The 18,305-nt window shown below is 54.3% G+C and carries 23 protein-coding genes; 13 read left to right on the top strand and 10 right to left on the bottom strand.

Features of this window, described 5'->3' with window-relative positions:
• The first annotated feature begins 47 nt into the window (after positions 1-47).
• Genes AC6I8L_RS02485 through AC6I8L_RS02465 form a run of 5 tightly spaced genes read left to right on the top strand, consistent with a single transcriptional unit; the run spans position 48 to position 4,903 of the window.
• Positions 48-1,229 carry an isochorismate synthase gene (locus AC6I8L_RS02485; RefSeq protein WP_058962122.1) on the top strand — a complete coding sequence of 394 codons (1,182 nt, stop codon included), beginning with the start codon at positions 48-50 and terminating at the stop codon, positions 1,227-1,229.
• 10 nt (positions 1,230-1,239) lie between these two features.
• Positions 1,240-2,856 (top strand): (2,3-dihydroxybenzoyl)adenylate synthase, encoded by a 1,617-nt coding sequence (locus tag AC6I8L_RS02480; RefSeq protein WP_058962123.1) that lies wholly within the window; start codon positions 1,240-1,242, stop codon positions 2,854-2,856.
• 19 nt (positions 2,857-2,875) lie between these two features.
• On the top strand, positions 2,876-3,730 hold the full coding sequence (locus AC6I8L_RS02475; protein ID WP_058962124.1) for an isochorismatase family protein: 855 nt from the start codon (positions 2,876-2,878) through the stop codon (positions 3,728-3,730).
• Positions 3,727-4,485, top strand: coding sequence for a 2,3-dihydro-2,3-dihydroxybenzoate dehydrogenase (gene dhbA / locus AC6I8L_RS02470; RefSeq protein ID WP_058962125.1), 759 nt, complete (start codon positions 3,727-3,729; stop codon positions 4,483-4,485). The genes AC6I8L_RS02475 and dhbA overlap by 4 nt, the downstream gene beginning before the upstream one ends.
• A 1-nt stretch (position 4,486) precedes the next feature.
• Positions 4,487-4,903, top strand: coding sequence for a hotdog fold thioesterase (locus tag AC6I8L_RS02465; protein WP_058962126.1), 417 nt, complete (start codon positions 4,487-4,489; stop codon positions 4,901-4,903).
• A 146-nt stretch (positions 4,904-5,049) separates the two neighbouring features.
• Here AC6I8L_RS02465 and cgtA read toward each other — a convergent pair whose 3' ends face one another.
• From cgtA to rplU, 3 genes are all read right to left on the bottom strand, one after another.
• Positions 5,050-6,225, bottom strand: coding sequence for an Obg family GTPase CgtA (gene cgtA / locus AC6I8L_RS02460; RefSeq protein WP_034826592.1), 1,176 nt, complete (start codon positions 6,223-6,225; stop codon positions 5,050-5,052).
• 249 nt (positions 6,226-6,474) lie between these two features.
• Complete coding sequence (gene rpmA / locus AC6I8L_RS02455) at positions 6,475-6,732, bottom strand: 50S ribosomal protein L27 (protein WP_003851093.1); 258 nt, start codon at positions 6,730-6,732, stop codon at positions 6,475-6,477.
• A gap of 15 nt (positions 6,733-6,747) precedes the next feature.
• On the bottom strand, positions 6,748-7,059 hold the full coding sequence (gene rplU, locus AC6I8L_RS02450; RefSeq protein ID WP_034826596.1) for a 50S ribosomal protein L21: 312 nt from the start codon (positions 7,057-7,059) through the stop codon (positions 6,748-6,750).
• Between the two features lie 254 nt (positions 7,060-7,313).
• Between rplU and ispB the strand changes: the two genes are divergently transcribed.
• Positions 7,314-8,285: an octaprenyl diphosphate synthase gene (gene ispB / locus AC6I8L_RS02445; protein WP_038649473.1), complete on the top strand. Its 972-nt coding sequence runs from the start codon at positions 7,314-7,316 to the stop codon at positions 8,283-8,285.
• A gap of 271 nt (positions 8,286-8,556) precedes the next feature.
• The gene (locus AC6I8L_RS02440) at positions 8,557-8,838 is read left to right on the top strand and encodes a helix-turn-helix domain-containing protein (protein WP_058962127.1); all 282 of its coding nucleotides are present in this window, start codon (positions 8,557-8,559) and stop codon (positions 8,836-8,838) included.
• Positions 8,839-8,903: 65 nt separating this feature from the next.
• On the opposite strand, the gene murA is transcribed toward AC6I8L_RS02440, so the two are convergent.
• From murA to mlaF, 7 genes are all read right to left on the bottom strand, one after another.
• Entirely contained in the window at positions 8,904-10,163 is a 1,260-nt protein-coding gene (gene murA, locus AC6I8L_RS02435; RefSeq protein ID WP_058962128.1) for a UDP-N-acetylglucosamine 1-carboxyvinyltransferase, read from the bottom strand.
• 44 nt (positions 10,164-10,207) lie between these two features.
• On the bottom strand, positions 10,208-10,465 hold the full coding sequence (gene ibaG, locus AC6I8L_RS02430; protein ID WP_034826599.1) for a BolA family iron metabolism protein IbaG: 258 nt from the start codon (positions 10,463-10,465) through the stop codon (positions 10,208-10,210).
• 114 nt (positions 10,466-10,579) lie between these two features.
• Positions 10,580-10,885, bottom strand: coding sequence for a lipid asymmetry maintenance protein MlaB (gene mlaB / locus AC6I8L_RS02425; protein ID WP_034826600.1), 306 nt, complete (start codon positions 10,883-10,885; stop codon positions 10,580-10,582).
• 2 nt (positions 10,886-10,887) lie between these two features.
• Positions 10,888-11,517, bottom strand: a complete 630-nt coding sequence (gene mlaC, locus AC6I8L_RS02420; protein WP_034826602.1) for a phospholipid-binding protein MlaC — start codon at positions 11,515-11,517, stop codon at positions 10,888-10,890.
• Positions 11,518-11,531: 14 nt separating this feature from the next.
• The gene (gene mlaD / locus AC6I8L_RS02415) at positions 11,532-12,074 is read right to left on the bottom strand and encodes an outer membrane lipid asymmetry maintenance protein MlaD (RefSeq protein WP_034826604.1); all 543 of its coding nucleotides are present in this window, start codon (positions 12,072-12,074) and stop codon (positions 11,532-11,534) included.
• A gap of 4 nt (positions 12,075-12,078) precedes the next feature.
• Positions 12,079-12,861 (bottom strand): lipid asymmetry maintenance ABC transporter permease subunit MlaE, encoded by a 783-nt coding sequence (gene mlaE / locus AC6I8L_RS02410; RefSeq protein WP_034826606.1) that lies wholly within the window; start codon positions 12,859-12,861, stop codon positions 12,079-12,081.
• Between the two features lie 4 nt (positions 12,862-12,865).
• Positions 12,866-13,681: a phospholipid ABC transporter ATP-binding protein MlaF gene (mlaF, locus tag AC6I8L_RS02405; RefSeq protein ID WP_034826608.1), complete on the bottom strand. Its 816-nt coding sequence runs from the start codon at positions 13,679-13,681 to the stop codon at positions 12,866-12,868.
• Positions 13,682-13,908: 227 nt separating this feature from the next.
• Between mlaF and AC6I8L_RS02400 the strand changes: the two genes are divergently transcribed.
• The 6 genes from AC6I8L_RS02400 to lptB are packed head-to-tail and all read left to right on the top strand — an operon-like array spanning position 13,909 to position 18,295.
• On the top strand, positions 13,909-14,892 hold the full coding sequence (locus tag AC6I8L_RS02400) for a calcium/sodium antiporter (protein ID WP_058962129.1): 984 nt from the start codon (positions 13,909-13,911) through the stop codon (positions 14,890-14,892).
• Positions 14,893-14,905: 13 nt separating this feature from the next.
• Positions 14,906-15,886, top strand: a complete 981-nt coding sequence (kdsD, locus tag AC6I8L_RS02395) for an arabinose-5-phosphate isomerase KdsD (protein ID WP_034826612.1) — start codon at positions 14,906-14,908, stop codon at positions 15,884-15,886.
• A gap of 13 nt (positions 15,887-15,899) precedes the next feature.
• On the top strand, positions 15,900-16,466 hold the full coding sequence (kdsC, locus tag AC6I8L_RS02390; protein WP_058962130.1) for a 3-deoxy-manno-octulosonate-8-phosphatase KdsC: 567 nt from the start codon (positions 15,900-15,902) through the stop codon (positions 16,464-16,466).
• Positions 16,463-17,041: an LPS export ABC transporter periplasmic protein LptC gene (gene lptC, locus AC6I8L_RS02385; protein WP_034826617.1), complete on the top strand. Its 579-nt coding sequence runs from the start codon at positions 16,463-16,465 to the stop codon at positions 17,039-17,041. The genes kdsC and lptC overlap by 4 nt, the downstream gene beginning before the upstream one ends.
• Entirely contained in the window at positions 17,010-17,564 is a 555-nt protein-coding gene (gene lptA, locus AC6I8L_RS02380; protein ID WP_034826619.1) for a lipopolysaccharide ABC transporter substrate-binding protein LptA, read from the top strand. Before lptC ends, lptA begins: the two co-directional genes overlap by 32 nt.
• A gap of 5 nt (positions 17,565-17,569) precedes the next feature.
• Positions 17,570-18,295, top strand: a complete 726-nt coding sequence (gene lptB, locus AC6I8L_RS02375; RefSeq protein ID WP_034826621.1) for an LPS export ABC transporter ATP-binding protein — start codon at positions 17,570-17,572, stop codon at positions 18,293-18,295.
• The last annotated feature ends 10 nt before the right edge of the window (positions 18,296-18,305 follow it).

The raw sequence follows: 18,305 nt of genomic DNA, 5'->3' as shown, positions 1-18,305 counted from the left end.
AAAATGATAATCATTCTTAATAATCTTATCATTTATAGGTGAAAATTATGGTGGAATCATCCATGTTTGAAAATGCCTTATTAGAGGATTTTTCTGCGTTATGCCGTGGGTTCCTCTTTACCTCGCCGTGGCAAAGCCTCGCGACTCAAGGCTGCTATACCACGATAACCACCTCTGTGGCAGACGCTGCATCATTGCAGGGTGATTTTCAACTTCAGCTGCATCAACATTTTGCGGCGGCAAAACAACAAGGCATTGAGAATCCGATCCTGGTGGGTGCGATTCCGTTTGACGTGAGTCAGCCTGCGGCCCTGTTTATTCCTGAAACGTATCAAACTTTTCATCGTGCCGACCTACAGAATGCGCTGCCAGCGGCTGCCAGTGAGCTGCCGCAGGTACGTCGTCGCGTGGCGGTGCCCGATCACGATGTCTTTACCCAAATGGTGGCCGATGCGGTGACAGCAACGCAACGTGGTGACCTCGATAAAGTGGTGCTGTCGCGCCTGATGGATATTGTCACCGAGCAGCCAGTGGATACCGCGGCGCTGATGCAACGCGTCATTGCGCAGAATCCGAATAGCTATCACTTCCATCTGCCGCTGCCGCAAGGCGGTGCACTGGTGGGAGCCAGCCCGGAGCTGATGCTGCGTAAGCAGGGCCGCGATTTTAGCTCGTGCCCGCTGGCGGGCTCAGCACGTCGTGATCACCACGATAGCCTACAGGATCAGGCAGCGGGCAATACGCTGATGGACTCCAGCAAAGATCGTCATGAACACCAGCTGGTCACAGATGCGATGCGCGATACGCTGCAACCGCGCAGTCGCCTGCTGTCGGTGCCGACGGTACCGTCATTGATCACCACCGCGACCTTATGGCACCTCGCGACGCAAATCGATGGTGAGGTGCAGGATGATCGTGAGAACGCTTTGTCGCTGGCCTGCCTGCTTCATCCGACCCCCGCATTAAGCGGCTTCCCACACCAGCGTGCTCAGCAGCTGATTCAGCAGCTAGAGCCTTTTGATCGTCAGCTGTTTGGCGGCATTGTGGGATGGTGTGACAGTGAAGGAAACGGTGAATGGGTGGTGACAATTCGTTGTGGCACCGTGCACGGTGCACGCGTGCGACTGTTTGCGGGCGCAGGCATCGTTGCCGATTCCCAACCTGAATCAGAATGGCGCGAAACCGGCGTGAAGCTGGATACCATGTTGCGCGCTTTTGGACTGCAATAAAGGAAAGAGCATGAGCATTCCCTATACCCGCTGGCCTGAAGATTTGGCTGCGCGCTATCGCGAAAAAGGCTATTGGCTCGATGTGCCAATGACCGATATCCTGGCGCGTCATCAAGAGAATGATGCAATCGCGGTCATCGACGGCGATCGTCAAATCAGCTATCGCGAGCTGAATCAGCTAACCGATAACCTCGCGGCAGCCCTACAGCGCCGTGGCCTGCAACAGGGTGATACTGCGTTAGTGCAGCTAGGCAACGTGGCGGAGTTTTACGTCACGGCCTTTGCGCTGTTTAAACTGGGCGTAGCATCCGTCTTCGCGCTGTATAGCCATCAGCGCACCGAGCTGACCGCCTATGCCGCGCAGATTGAGCCTAAACTGCTAATTGCCGATCGCAGTCACGCGCTGTTTGGCGATGACACCTTTATTGGTGCGCTTTGTGCCGCTCAACCGTCACTGCAGCAGATCATCCTGCGCAATGACGGTGATAAAGAAAACACCCTCGAAGCTTTGATGGCGGAAGCGGCGGGCGATTACCAGCCAACGCCAACTGCTGCCGATGAAGTGGCGTTTTTCCAGCTCTCCGGTGGCAGCACCGGTACGCCGAAGCTGATTCCTCGCACGCACAACGACTACTACTACAGTATTCGCGCCAGCGATGAGATCTGCGAAGTCACGGCTGACACGCGTTATCTGATCGCCCTGCCCGCACCGCATAACTTCGCCATGAGCTCACCGGGTTCACTTGGTGTGTTTTATGCCGGGGGCCAGGTGATTCTTGCCGCTGACCCAAGCGCCACGCTCTGCTTCCCGCTGATTGAGAAGCACCAGGTCACCGATACCGGTCTGGTGCCACCCGCAGTGAGCCTGTGGCTGCAGGCGATTCAGGAATGGGGTAGCAACAAGCAGCTGGCTACGCTGCAGCGCATTCAGGTCGGCGGCGCGAAGCTCGGCGAAACCCTGGCGGCACGCATCCAGAGCGAAATTGGCTGCCAATTACAGCAGGTGTTTGGCATGGCCGAAGGTCTGGTGAACTACACCCGCTTTGGCGATGACGAGAAAACCGTGCTGACCACTCAGGGCCGACCGATTTCTGAAGATGACGAAGTCTGGGTGGCGGATGAACACGGTAATGCGCTGCCGCACGGCACGGTGGGTCGCCTGATGACACGCGGTCCGTACACCTTCCGTGGCTACTACAAAAGCCCGGAACACAATGCCACCAGCTTTGATGCTAACGGCTTTTACTGCTCCGGCGATCTGATTGAGATCAACCCGCAGGGTTACATCACCGTGCAGGGCCGCGAGAAGGATCAGATCAACCGTGGCGGCGAGAAGATCGCCGCAGAAGAGATCGAGAATTTGCTGCAGCGCCATCCGGATGTGATTCATGCCGCGCTGGTGTCGATGACTGATGAACTGATGGGTGAAAAAAGCTGCGCCTTTATTGTTGCCAGCCAGCCGATCAAAGCGGTGGCGCTGCGCCGTCATCTGCGCGATCTCGGTGTCGCCGAGTTTAAATTACCCGATCGTATTACCTGCGTAGATGCCCTGCCGCTGACCCCGGTTGGCAAGGTGGACAAAAAACGTTTACGCCAACAGCTTGCTGACCAACAAGCGCAAGCCTGAACCTATTCCGGAGATTGTAATGGCTATTCCAAAACTGAATTCTTACGCGCTGCCTGCCGCCACTGAGCTGCCGACCAACAAGGTGAAATGGACCGTAGAGCCACAGCGTGCTGCCCTGCTGATCCATGATATGCAGGCTTATTTCCTGAATTTTTGGGGCGAGAACAGTCCGCTGATCGATCAGGTTGTGGAGAACATTGCCCGCCTGCGCGCCTATTGCAAAGCGCAAGGTATTCCGGTGTTCTACACCGCGCAGCCCAACGAGCAGAGCGATGCCGATCGCGCACTGCTTAACGACATGTGGGGACCGGGCCTGAATAAGCATCCGGATCAACAGAAGATCGTGGATGCACTGGCGCCAGATCAGGACGATCAGGTGTTAACCAAATGGCGTTACAGCGCCTTTGTCCGCTCGCCGCTGGAATCGATCCTGCAGGAGATGGGCCGCGATCAACTGATCATTACCGGCGTTTACGCCCACATCGGCTGCCTGACCACCGCCACTGACGCCTTTATGCGTAACATCCAGCCGTTTATGGTGGCGGATGCGCTGGCCGACTTCAGCCGTGAAGAGCACATGATGGCACTGATTTATACCGCTGGCCGCAGTGGCAAAGTGGTGATGACCGCCGATCTGATGCCGCTGCCGCTGAGCAAAGACGATCTGCGTGCACTGATTCTGCCGCTGCTGGAAGATGACGATGTGCCAGAAGATGATGAGAATCTGATCGACTACGGCCTGGATTCCGTGCGCGTGATGGCGCTGGCGGCGCGCTGGCGCCAGGTGCACAACGACATCGATTTCGTTAGCCTGGCAAAAAACCCGAGCATTGATGGCTGGTGGGCTCTGCTGTCACGGACACCTGCCAAATGAGTGCCTCTTTCGACTTTAACGGAAAAATCGTCTGGGTAACCGGCGCGGGTAAAGGCATTGGTTACCATACGGCGCTGGCATTCCATCAGGCAGGCGCACAGGTGATCGGCTTCGATCTGCGTTTTGATCAGCCCGACTATCCGTTTGCCACTCAGATTCTGGATGTTGCCAACGCGGCGGAGGTGAAAGCCGTGTGCCAGCGTCTGCTGGCTGAGCAGCCTCGTCTGGATGTGCTGGTCAACGGCGCCGGGATCCTGCGCGTCGGCAGTACCGAAGCACTCGCATTCGAAGACTGGCAGGCGTGTCTGGCGGTGAACGCCGGTGGCGCCTTTAATATGTTCCAGCAAACGCTGCCGGTATTCCGCCAGCAGCGCGCGGGGGCGATTGTTACCATCGCTTCTAACGCGGCTCACGCGCCACGTCTCGGCATGTCCGCTTATGGCGCTTCCAAAGCCGCACTACGTAGCCTGTGCCTCACCGTCGGTCTGGAAATGGCACCGTTTGGCGTGCGCTGCAACATCGTTTCACCGGGTTCAACCGATACCGATATGCAACGTAGCCTGTGGCATACGCCGGAAGCGGAACAGGAGATGATCAATGGCTTCCCGGATCAGTATAAGCTGGGGATCCCACTGCGTAAGATCGCGAAACCGCAAGAGATCGTGAACAACGTTCTGTTCCTCGCTTCGGATCTTGCCAGCCACGTGGTGCTGCAGGATATTGTGGTCGACGGTGGCGCAACGCTGGGATCCTGACATGGCAATCTGGAAACGATCGGTTGATCTGGCAACCTTAAATACCCTCGGTGATAACTCGCTGGTGTCGCACGTCGGCATCGTGTTCACGGTGATTGGCGACGATTACCTTGAGGCAACTATGCCAGTGGATACCCGCACGCAGCAGCCGTTTGGCCTGCTGCACGGCGGTGCGTCAGTGGTGCTGGCGGAATCGATGGGATCGATTGCCGGTTATCTGAGTGTGGAAGAGGGAAAAAGTGTGGTGGGGATTGAGGTCAGTGCCAGCCACCATCGCGCGGTGAGCAGCGGTGAAGTGCGCGGCATCTGCCGTCCTTTGCACCTTGGCGCACGCAACCAGAGCTGGGAAATTGAGATTCGCAATGGACGCGATCAACTGTGCTGCACATCGCGATTGACGGTGGCGGTGCTGGGGTAATTTTCCGCGACGGCCCTCACCTCCTTATTCCAGGGGGAAGAATCATCGCGCCGGATTGCTGCACACGATGCCCTTTCATCGGGAGGTGAAAATGGCACTCAGCAGCCATAAAAAAAGCGGCCAATTGGCCGCTTTCTGTTTTGCGATTAACGCTGGTAAATGATTTCGACGCCTTCGTCGTCTTCCTCGTCCCAGTCGTCATCCCAATCGTCGTCTTCTTCCACTTCCTGAGCGGTTTCCATGGCTTCGCGGTGATAATCATCCCACATGAAGGCCACTTTCTCCGGCTCTTTCGCTTCTTCTTCCGCTTCTTTCGGGTTCTCGATGATGAAGGTCATCACGTCCCAGCAGAGATCTTTCACGCCGTCATGGCTGGCCGCAGAAATCAGGTAGTATTTGTCTTCCCAGCCCAAAGCTTCCACAACCGCTTTAGCGCGGCTTTCCGCTTCTTCACGGTCCAGCAGGTCACATTTGTTAAACACCAGCCAGCGTGGCTTCTGGAACAACTTCTCGCTGTATTTTTCCAGCTCACCCAGGATGATGCGGGCGTTTTCGACCGGATCGGATTCATCGATCGGCGCAAGGTCGATCAGGTGCAACAGTACACGGCAACGCTCAAGGTGCTTCAGGAAGCGAATCCCCAGACCGGCACCATCCGCTGCGCCTTCAATCAGGCCCGGGATATCGGCGACGACGAAGCTCTTTTCGTTGTCCATGCGCACCACGCCAAGGCTTGGCACCAGAGTGGTAAACGGATAATCCGCCACTTTTGGTTTAGCCGCAGACACGGAGCGAATAAAGGTCGATTTACCGGCATTCGGCAGACCGAGCATACCGACATCAGCCAGCAGCATCAGCTCCAGCTGCAGGTCACGCTTCTCGCCCGGCGTACCCATGGTCTTCTGACGTGGGGAACGGTTAACCGAGGATTTAAAACGCGTATTACCCAAGCCGTGCCAGCCGCCTTTCGCGACCATCAGCTTCTGCTCGTGGCGCGTCATGTCACCCAGCGTTTCGCCAGTACCCTGGTCAATCACGCGGGTACCGACAGGCACCTTGATAATGATGTCTTTGCCGCGTTTACCGGTGCAATCACGGCTCTGGCCATTTTGACCACGTTCGGCGCGGAAAGATTTCTCGAAACGATAGTCGATCAGGGTATTCAGGTTTTCATCCGCCAGCAGGTAAACATCACCGCCGTCACCGCCGTCGCCGCCGTCCGGGCCACCGCGTGGAATGTATTTTTCGCGGCGGAAGCTGACGCAACCATTACCGCCATCGCCTGCGACCGCAAGGATCGTCGCTTCATCTACAAACTTCATTTTATTTCTCCGTCACGCTATCGTTCGCGGCGACTAAAGCACAGCAAACGGGTCCGCCAGGGTCTTCTGCGCTGACCGGCGGCGGATAATACAAGACTGGCAAAGCCAGGAGTACATAAATTGTACAGCAAACTGCGCGTTTTGGTCAGAGGGAATCCCGCAACCTGCGGCAGAATGTAAAAAGCCCCGCAAAGCTGCGGGGCCTTCAATTCGTGTGTTCAGACGTTAACCGTCTGCGTCACAACAACCTTACTCAGCAACGATGCTGATGTACTTGCGGTTGTTAGGACCTTTAACTTCGAATTGTACTTTACCGTCTGCGGTAGCAAACAGGGTGTGGTCACGACCACAACCTACATTGGTACCTGCGTGGAATTTGGTGCCACGCTGACGAACGATGATGCTACCTGCCAGAACAGATTCACCACCGAAACGCTTAACACCCAGACGTTTTGCATTGGAGTCGCGACCGTTACGAGTCGAGCCACCAGCCTTTTTATGTGCCATTTGTCAGATCTCCTCTTACGCGCCGATCACAGTGATTTTCACATCAGTGAACCACTGACGGTGACCAGCTTGCTTACGGTAGTGTTTACGACGACGAAACTTAACAATCTTAACTTTCTCGCCACGACCGTGAGCAACAACTTCTGCCTTGATCACACCGCCTGATACCAGTGGCGCGCCGATTTGCACGTCTTCGCCATTTGCAATCATCAGAACCTGGTCGAACTCAATGGTTTCGCCGGTTGCGATGTCCAGCTTTTCCAAGCGAACGGTCTGACCTTCGCTTACTCGGTGTTGTTTACCACCACTTTGGAAAACCGCGTACATATAAAACTCCGCTTCTGCGCATGCCTTTCTATTCATCAGGCGGCGCGATAAATATTCACAATAGGGCGCGAATTCTACGCAAATCTCCAGCAGAAGACAAGTGCACTTTGCACTCTCTTGCAGAAAAAAAGCGCAGGACGAATGCAAACGTTTCTCAGCCCGATTTTTCAAGTACAATCAGTAACAGATTACCTGAACTCACGCTGGGTAAAAGCGCTTACCATGCAAAATACGAGTCAAAGCTGAACAGACGAATGAACTTAGAACAGATTAATGAATTAACCGCGCAGGACATGGCGGCCGTCAACCAGACCATCCTCGACCAGCTGAATTCAGATGTCTCACTGATTAATCAGTTGGGTTACTACATCATCAGCGGCGGAGGCAAACGAATCCGGCCCATGATCGCGGTGCTCTCGGCACGTGCGCTCAACTATCAGGGATCGCTACATGTCACCAATGCGGCGCTGATCGAATTTATCCACACGGCGACTCTGCTGCACGATGATGTGGTGGATGAATCCGATATGCGCCGTGGCAAAGCCACTGCCAATGCCGCGTTCGGTAATGCTGCCAGTGTGCTGGTGGGGGACTTCATATATACCCGCGCGTTTCAGATGATGACCAGTATGGGATCCTTAAAGATCCTCGCGCTGATGTCTGAAGCAGTGAACGTGATTGCGGAAGGTGAAGTGCTGCAGCTGATGAACTGCAACGATCCCGATATCACGGAAGAGAGCTACATGCGCGTCATCTACAGTAAGACCGCGCGCCTGTTTGAAGCGGCTTCTCAAGCCTCCGCGATTCTGGCTGAAGCCACGCCGGCGCAGGAAAAAGCGCTGCAGGATTATGGTCGCTATCTGGGTACCGCTTTCCAGTTAATTGACGATTTGCTGGATTACAGTGCGGATGGCGAAACCCTGGGTAAAAATACCGGTGATGACCTGAGCGAAGGCAAGCCGACACTGCCGCTGCTCCATGCCATGCACAACGGTACACCAGAGCAAGCTCAGATGATCCGCAAAGCAATCGAAGAAGGCAACGGTCGCCATCTGCTGGAACCGGTACTGGATGCCATGCAACAAACTGGCTCGCTGGAATGGACGCGCAAACGCGCTGAAGAAGAGGCGGATAAAGCCATTGCTGCTCTGCAGGCCCTGCCAGAAACGCCGTGGCGTAGTGCACTCGAAGCATTGGCCCACATGTCAGTGCAGCGTGATTTCTGATTGCTATTACGGGGCGGCATAGCCCCGTTTTCTTTCCTGCCTTACCCGTATTCTCCCCTGCTTTACTTCCCAGCGCTTCACCTGACTGCCCATTACATTCCTTGCATCGCTTTTGCGAAAGAGGGCTCAGTTTAATGCGAGGCCAAAACAATTACTGGAAGCTTATGGAAATTATTTGCTATAAGGTTTTTGTTTTTTCCTAATATCTCTGTATTGGATACGCCCGTTGCGGCAGAGACAACGCAATAACATGGACAAGGAGCAGGACGTTATGAAAGCAAGGAAACAGGATTGGCATCCCGCAGATGTGATTGCAGCACTGCGTAAAAAAGGCACATCAATGGCTGAATTGTCACGCAATTCGGGGCTGAACTCGTCCACACTCTCCAACGCACTTTCCCGCCCCTGGCCCAAAGGAGAGTGGTTAATCGCTGACGCGATCGGTGTTCATCCCGCCGAGATCTGGCCAACTCGCTATTATGATCCCATTACATCGCGCTTGCTGGATCGCAAAAAACGTATTCGATCCCCCAGGGTTCGGCAGGAGATCTGAGATCCAGGACATAAAAAAACCAGCCACGCTGCCGTGACTGGTTTTCTTCGCGTGCGAGATCGGTGTTATTCGCCGCTGACGCGCTCAATATTGGCACCCATAGCCTTCAGTTTATCTTCGATGTGCTCATAGCCACGGTCGATATGATAAATACGGTCCACAATGGTGGTGCCTTCCGCGATGCAACCGGCCAGTACCAGGCTCGCAGAAGCGCGCAGGTCGGTTGCCATCACTTGTGCACCTGACAGCGTCTCAACACCGTGGCAAATCGCAGTGTTGCTTTCGATTTCCGCGTGACCGCCCATACGAATCAGCTCAGGGATGTGCATGAAACGGTTTTCGAAGATGGTTTCGGTGATCACGCCAGTGCCTTCCGCCACCATGTTCAGCAAGGTGAACTGTGCCTGCATGTCGGTTGGAAAACCTGGGTGTGGTGCAGTACGGACGTTAACCGCCTTAGGGCGCTTACCGTGCATATCGAGGCTGATCCAGTCTTCACCGGTTTCAATCTCGGCACCCGCATCACGCAGTTTTGCGAGTACAGCATCCAGCGTATCGGGCTGGGCTTTATGGCACACCACTTTACCGCGGGAAATCGCAGCAGCGACAAGGAAGGTACCGGTTTCGATACGATCCGGCAGAACGCGATACACACCGCCACCCAGACGTTCTACGCCTTCGATGGTGATTTTATCTGTGCCTGCACCGCTGATTTTTGCGCCCAGCGTGTTGAGGAAGTTTGCCGTATCGACAATTTCCGGCTCACGCGCGGCGTTTTCAATAATGGTCGTGCCAGTGGCAAGTGTTGCCGCACTCATGATGGTCACGGTCGCACCAACGCTGACTTTGTCCATGACGATATGCGCGCCTTTCAGGCGGCCATTAACGGAAGCTTTGACGTAACCTTCTTCCAGTTTAATTTCCGCACCCAGCTGCTCAAGGCCAGTGATGTGCAAATCAACCGGACGTGCACCAATAGCACAGCCGCCTGGCAATGAAACCTGACCCTGACCAAAACGGGCCACTAGCGGACCCAGTGCCCAAATCGAGGCACGCATGGTTTTCACCAGATCATACGGTGCGCTGAAGACATTAACTTCGCGAGCATCAACGTGAACCGAACCATTACGCTCAACGCGCGCACCCAGCAAATTTAGCAGCTTCATGGTGGTATCGATATCACGCAGCTTCGGCACGTTCTGAATCTCTACCGGCTCTTCTGCCAGCAGCGCAGCAAACAGAATTGGCAGCGCAGCATTCTTCGCCCCGGAAATGGTCACTTCACCACTTAAACGAGTGGGGCCTTGCACACGAAATTTGTCCATTAACGGCTCTCAATTATCTATCAACAAAACAACCTGTGAGGCGCTTAGAAACCGTTGAGTTTACGGTCGCGCGCCCACTCGGTTGGGGTATAAGTTTTGATGGAAACCGCATGAATACGGTTATCCGCAATGTATTCCATCAGCGGCGCATAAACAGCCTGCTGTTTTTTCACACGACTCAGTTCACCGAACATCTCACCCACCGCGATCACCTGAAAATGACTGCCGTCGTTGCTGAGAACATGTACTTCATCTAATGGCAGCGCCTGCATCAGCACGGCCTGAACTTCACTATTTTCCATCGCTCTTTGCTTCACTTAATAATAATAAGGCGGATATCTTAGAGGAAAGCGCCTGACTCTTAAATACGCAAAAGCCCCTGAATAAATCAGGGGCTTTTGGCGATGACTACGTTATCAGGCGATTTTTTCCGCAGAAACAATAATCTGCTGCAGGTTATACAGCGCAATTAATGACTGGAGTTTGTCGTTGATACCGGTGAAAAGTGGCGTGCTACCTTGTGCCCGCGCGATCTCGCGCAGGTGGACTAACAAAGCCAGTCCCGCTGAATCCACGCGCTCCAGCGCCGCGACATCAATGGTCGCGATATCCACCATGGCGGTTTCACGTTCATGCCACAATGACAGCAGGGTATCGCGATCCAACATGCCGCTTAAAGATAGCGTGCTGGCATTGCGCTGCCAGCGTAACGGTTCGCTCATGCTTACTGTTTATCCAGAGTGATAGGCTGCGCTGCGTAGGTTTTCAACTGCGCGGTCAGACCATCAATGCCCTTAGTACGCAGCAAATCACTCCATTCATTTTGTTTGGTAGTGATCATGCTGATGCCTTCAGCCACCATATCATAGGCCTGCCAGTTGCCGGTCTGGCTGTTCTTGCGCCATTGGAAATCAAGGCGCACAGGCGGACGGCCGTTCGGATCCAAAATAGTCACGCGAATCGCCACGATGTTAGCATCGCCAATCGGCTGCGGTTGCTGAATCTGGTAGGTTTGGCCGTGGTACAGCGCCAGCGCCTGGCCATAAGCCTGAGCCAGATAATCGCCAAATGCCGCAAAGTAAGCGTCACGCTGTGCCGGAGTAGCCTCACGATAATAGCGGCCCAGCACCAGCGCACCCGCGTACTTGATCTGTACATACGGCAGCAACTCCTGACGCACCACCTCACGCAGATAGTTAGGATCCTGCTTGATTTTAGGTTGCTCGTTTTTCAAGCGGGTGAAGGTCTTCGCCGCCGCTTCATTCATTAGTTTATAAGGATCGCTCTGATCCGCTGCATTGGCCGCCAGCGGCACAATCGCCAGCATGGCAATCATCAGGAAACGTTTAAACATTGTGTTTTACCTCTCTATTCCGTTGTAGCAGGTGCTGCCGGAGCAGGCGCACTCTCGGTGCCCTGCTTTTGATTATCGTTTTTATTGTCGCCGCTCTTGTAGAGGAACTGGCCGATCAAATCTTCCAGCACCATCGCGGATTTGGTGTCACGCAACGTGCCGCCATCTTTCAGCATTGCCGAACCCAGTTCTGGATCGTCAAAGCCTAAATTCAGTGCGAGGAACTGTTCACCCAGCAGACCTTGCGTGCGAATGGCCAGCGAGCTGGTGTCCGGGATTTTGTCAGCATACTGATCGCTGATGTCCATGGTGACACGCGGCGACAGCGTTTTATCATCCAGCGAAATATCCGTTACTCGACCAATCACCACACCACCAATTTTCACCGGTGAGCTGACTTTTAGGCCGCCAATATTATCGAAAGTGGCATACAGCTTCCATGTCGGTTCGGTGCCAAGTGACTTGAGATCGGCCACGCGCAGGCTGAGGAATAACAGTGCCAACAGTGCTGCCAGCATGAAGACGCCAACCCAGATTTCGTTTTTCTTGCTTTGCATTGCATCAATTCCCAAACATCAGTGCTGTCAGCACAAAGTCCAAACCGAGTACCGCCAGTGAAGCATGCACTACGGTACGCGTTGTCGCCCGACTAATCCCTTCCGAGGTCGGGATGGCATCATAGCCATTGAACAGCGCAATCCAGGTTACCGTCACGGCAAAGACTGCGCTTTTAATGATGCAGTTGATGACATCGGTGCGGAAATCCACGGCATTTTGCATCGCTGACCAGAAGAAGCCCGGATCGATGCCTTTCCAGCCCACGCCCACCAACGCCCCACCGGCAATACCGACTGCCGTAAAGATCAAGGCTAGCAGCGGCATGCTGATGAACCCTGCCCAGAAGCGCGGCGAAACCACGCGACGCAGCGGATCAACGGCCATCATTTCCATGCTGGAGAGCTGTTCGGTGGCTTTCATCAAACCAATTTCTGCCGTCAGGGCTGAACCCGCGCGTCCTGCAAACAGCAATGCCGTGACCACGGGACCCAGTTCGCGCAGCAGCGATAAGGCCACCAGCATGCCGAGACTGGTTTCAGCGCTGTAGGTCGTCAGCACCAGATAACCCTGCAGGCCCAGCACCATACCAATGAATAAACCCGAGACCACAATGATCAGCAGCGACAGCACACCCACGCTGTACAGCTGTTTTACCAGCAGTGGCGCGTGGCGGCGGAAAGCGGGTTTACCCACCAGCGCATGAAACAGCATCAGGCCTGCACGGCCAAACGCCGCGCAAGTATTAATTCCCTGACGTCCAAGTGACGCCAGCGCCTTTAGCAACATCAGTTTACGTTCTCCCTGCACGAGTCAGATCGCTGAGGTAATCCCCGGCAGCGAAGCGGAATGGCACTGGACCGTCCGCATGACCCTCAATAAACTGGCGCACGCGCGGATCGGGATTTTCACGCAACTCCGGCGCACTGCCCTGGGCAATAATCTTTTGACCGGCAACAATATAGGCATGGTCAGCAATGCTCAAGACCTCTGGCACATCGTGTGAAACCACAATGCATGTCACACCTAACGAGTGGTTCAATTCATCGATCAATTTCACCAGCACGCCCATGGTAATCGGATCCTGGCCGACAAAGGGCTCATCGAACATGATCAGGTCCGGCTCCAGCGCAATCGCGCGCGCCAGTGCGGCACGGCGCGCCATGCCACCAGAAAGCTCGGCCGGCATCAGTTTGGCTGCACCGCGCAGGCCGACTGCTTCCAGCTTCATCATCACCGTGCTGTGCAGCAATTCCGGCGGTAATTGTGTGTGTTCACGCAACGGCCAGGCAACGTTATCAAAGACGTTAAGATCGGTAAAAAGTGCACCCGACTGGAACAACATGCTCATTTTTTTTCGCACTTCATACAATTTAGTGCGGGAAAGCGCTGGGATATTCTGGTCACGGAACCAAATTTCCCCTTTATCCGGTTGCAACTGACCACCAATCAGGCGCAGCAGCGTGGTTTTTCCAATCCCGGATGGCCCCATAATAGCGGTCACTTTACCCGCTGGCACGGTAAGCGAAATGTCATCAAAGATGACGCGGTCTCCGCGAGTGAAGCTGACGCCACGAACCTCAACCAGATTCGTTTTTTGCTGGATCATCGTTACCTCTTTATGCGGATCGGGCGTAATCAAAGTCGTGGATGGTAGCCTGGTAGACCACAATGCACGATAGTTTTACAGAAACTTACCCGTCAGGTGTGGCGAAAACGGCCTTAAAATTTACTTTTGCCTCTCAGACAGTCAAAATCAGCGCCTGTTTCCGCGCGCGCAATGTATTTACCTGTCGGACAAGGTTTGCCGACACACCTATCCATCAAGGATTTTTCATGTTCGTAGCCACTGCCCTGCTGTTTATTGGATTGATTTTACTGGCTTACGGTGCTGACCGTCTGGTTTTCAGTGCCGCGATCCTGTGTCGATCCTTCGGCATTCCTCCGCTGATCATCGGCATGACAGTGGTAAGCATTGGCACATCGTTACCCGAACTGATCGTTTCTTTTTCTGCAGCGCAGCATGGGCAAATGGATTTAGCTGTAGGGACGGCGCTGGGCTCAAACATTACCAATATTCTGCTGATCCTCGGCGGTGCCGCACTTTTGCACCCATTGACAGTGCACTCCAACCTGATTCGGCGCGAACTCCCCCTGATGCTGCTGGTCTCACTGCTGAGTGGCATCATGTTGTTTGATAATCACCTTAGTCGACTTAATGGCATCGCGCTGCTGCTGATTGCTTTAGGTTATCTGCTGATCGCCATTCGCATCGCCCGCCGCGCAGAGCGGGATAACAACGACACGTTAACGCGCGAACAATTGGCTGAACTGCCGCGCGATGAAGCTGGCAATACCGTGGCCTTTCTGTGGCTGGCGGTGGCGCTGATTATTCTGCCGATGTCAACGCGGATGGTGATCGATAATGCCACCGTGTTTGCCGACTATTTTGGTGTCAGCGAGCTGGTCATGGGTCTGACGTTGATTGCCGTCGGCACCAGCCTGCCTGAACTGGCTACCGTATTGGCGGGTGCATTGAAAGGTGAAGACGATATCGCTATCGGTAACCTGATTGGCGCTAATATCTTTAATCTGGCCATTGTGCTGGGCCTGCCCGCGCTGGTGCACCCCGGCAGCGTTGATGCACACGCTTTCGCACGAGATTACTGGGTGATGCTAGGTGTCAGCGTGCTGTTCGCCCTACTTTGCCTGTTACGCAAACGCCGGATTGGCCGCGTCGCGGGCTCTCTTTTGTTATCGGGATTTATTGCGTGGGTTCTGTGGCTGTGGCTCAGCCCTGCGCTCATCACAAGTTATTAAGGACGGACTGACCATGTCACATCAGCAACCGGTTTTTGATTACCAACAGGCAGGTAAAGCGGTACTGCGCATCGAACGCGAAGGGCTGGAGCAGCTCGATCAGTATATTAATGCCGACTTTAGCCGCGCCTGCGAAATGATCATTGCCTGCCGTGGAAAAGTGGTGGTGATGGGCATGGGCAAATCCGGTCATATTGGTGCAAAAATGGCAGCGACTTTTGCCAGTACCGGTACGTCTTCATTCTTTGTTCATCCTGGCGAAGCGAGCCATGGTGACCTCGGCATGGTGACAGCAAACGACGTGGTGATCGCTATCTCTAATAGTGGCGAATCGAACGAAATTCTGGCGCTCATCCCGGTCCTCAAGCGACAGAAAGTGCCGTTGATTTGCCTCACCAGCCGTCCGGAGAGTGCCATGGGGCGTGCCGCTGACGTGCATTTATGCGTGAAGGTTCCACAGGAAGCGTGCCCGCTCGGTCTGGCACCGACCTCCAGTACTACCGCCACGCTGGTGATGGGCGATGCGCTGGCGGTTGCCCTGCTGGAGGCACGCGGCTTTACTCAGGAAGACTTCGCGCTCTCGCATCCCGGTGGCGCACTGGGCCGCAAACTGCTGCTACACGTGAGCGATATTATGCACAGTGGTGACGAGATCCCACACGTCAGCCGCGATGCGTCGCTGCGGGATGCGTTGCTGGAAATTACGCGCAAAAACCTCGGCCTGACGGTGATTGTTGACGACCTGATGAAAATCGAAGGCATTTTCACTGATGGCGACTTACGCCGCATCTTCGATATGGGCATCGATTTCCAGTCAGCCAGCATTCAGGATGTGATGACGCGCGGCGGGATTCGCGTGCGCCCGAATATGCTGGCTGTTGACGCACTGAATCTGATGCAAAACAAAAACATCACTGCGGTACTGGTCGCCGATGACGATCGTCTGCTCGGTGTGGTACATATGCATGACATGCTGCGCGCTGGCGTAGTTTGAACAGGAACAAATAATGAGTGTTGAAACCACGATGATCGATACCTGCTATGGCCCGGTGAGTGCCGAGGTAATGGCTCGGGCGGCGCGGATTCGCCTGCTGATTTGCGATGTGGACGGTGTGATGTCTGACGGCGTGATTTACATGGGCAACAACGGCGAAGAATTGAAAGCCTTTAACGTCCGTGATGGCTATGGTATTCGCTGCCTGCTGACCTCTGATATCGAAGTGGCTATTATTACTGGCCGCAAAGCGAAGCTGCTGGAAGATCGTTGCCAGACGCTCGGCATTACGCATCTTTATCAGGGACAATCAGATAAGCTTTTGGCGTGGCGTGAACTCCTGGATAAACTGTCATTATCTGCTGAGCAAGTGGCTTACATCGGCGATGATTTGATCGACTGGCCTGTGATGGCGGAGGCCGGTTTGAGTGTGGCCGTCGCCGATGCCCACCCCGTGTTATTACCTCGTGCACACTACGTCACCCGTATTGCCGGTGGCCGTGGTGCGGTACGTGAACTCTGCGATCTGATTTTGATGGCGCAGAACAAATTTGAGGATGCCAAAGGGCAATCAGTATGAGTAAGAGCAGGCGTTGGATAACGCTGATTTTGGCCTTGATTGCCCTGGTGCTGATCGGCTGGAATCTCACCAACCAGGACGATAGCGAAGCGCCGGTGGCGACCAATAGCCAGGAGCCAACCTATACCAGCGAGAAGTCCCATTCTGTGGTGTATAACCCCACGGGCGCGCTGGCGTACAAACTGATCTCGGATAAAGTGACTTACTTTGCGGCAGATGAGGTGAGCTGGTTCGATAATCCGGTTGCAACCACGTATGATGAAAATAAAGTGCCCACCTGGACTATACGTGCCGATAAGGCAAAGCTGACCAAAGATCGTATGCTGTATCTATATGGTCACGTCGAAGTGAATACCCTGACCCAGGATTCTCAACTTGAGCGCATTATTACCGATACGGCTCAGGTTAATCTGGTCACCCAGGATGTGACATCTGACGATCAAGTCACCCTATTTGGCCGCAGTTTTAATTCCACTGGCATGAAGATGCGCGGCAATTTACGAACCAAGAATGCCCAGCTGCTTGAAAAGGTCAAAACTTCCTATGAAATCCAAAATGAACAAAAACAGCCTTAAGTTGTTGTTGGTAAGCGCCTTACTGGCGACCAGCCTGCCCGCGCTGGCCCTGACGGGAGACTCTGACAAACCCGTTAATATTGATTCGGTGAATCAGGCGCTGGATCTGCAAGGCAACGTAGCGACCTTTACCGGCAATGTCATTGTGACCCAGGGTTCAATCAAAATCACTGCTGACAAAGTGGTGGTCACACGTCCAGGTGGCGACAGTAAAAAAACTATCGTGGATGCCTACGGCGCTCCCGCCACTTTCTACCAGATGCAGGATAACGGCAAACCCGTGCAGGGCCACGCCTCAAAACTGCATTATGAGCTGGCGAACGATTTCGTTGAACTGACGGGCAATGCCTTCATTCAGCAGCTGGACAGCAACATCAAAGGCGATCGCATCACTTACCTGGTGAAAGAGCAGAAAATGCAGGCATTTAGCCAGGGCGAAAGCAAACGCGTCACCACCGTACTGGTGCCGTCGCAGTTGCAGGACAAAAACGGCTCGTCCACGAGCCCTAAAAAGAGTAACTGATCGCTATGGCCACATTAGTCGCTGAAAACCTGGCGAAAGCCTATAAAGGCCGCCGCGTGGTGGAAGATGTCAGCCTGCAGGTAAAATCTGGCGAGATTGTCGGCCTGCTAGGCCCAAACGGTGCCGGCAAGACCACCACATTCTATATGGTTGTCGGGATTGTGCCGCGTGATGCAGGCCGCATCGTGATCGATGACGAAGATATCAGTATTTTGCCGCTGCATGCGCGAGCGCGCCGGGGCATTGGCTATCTGCCGCAGGAAGCGTCAATCTTCCGCCGTCTAAGCGTGTTCGACAATCTGATGGCGGTGTTGCAAATCCGCGATGATTTAACGGAAGAGCAGCGTCAGGATCGTGCCAATGAGTTGATGGAAGAGTTTCACATTGAGCATCTGCGTGACAGCATGGGGCAGGCGCTTTCCGGTGGTGAACGCCGCCGTGTTGAAATCGCTCGCGCTCTGGCAGCCAACCCCAAATTTATCCTGCTGGATGAACCTTTTGCCGGTGTTGACCCGATCTCAGTCATCGATATCAAAAAAATCATCGAACACCTACGCGACAGCGGTCTTGGCGTGTTGATCACCGATCACAACGTGCGTGAAACGCTTGCGGTGTGCGAACGTGCTTACATCGTGAGCCAGGGACATCTGATCGCGCATGGCACGCCGGATGAAATTCTTGCAGATGAGCAGGTTAAACGGGTTTATTTGGGCGAAGAGTTCAGACTCTGATAAGGTGTCG

Source organism: Type-E symbiont of Plautia stali (genome assembly GCF_059731115.1).
This window is presented reverse-complemented; position numbering and strand designations above follow the sequence as displayed.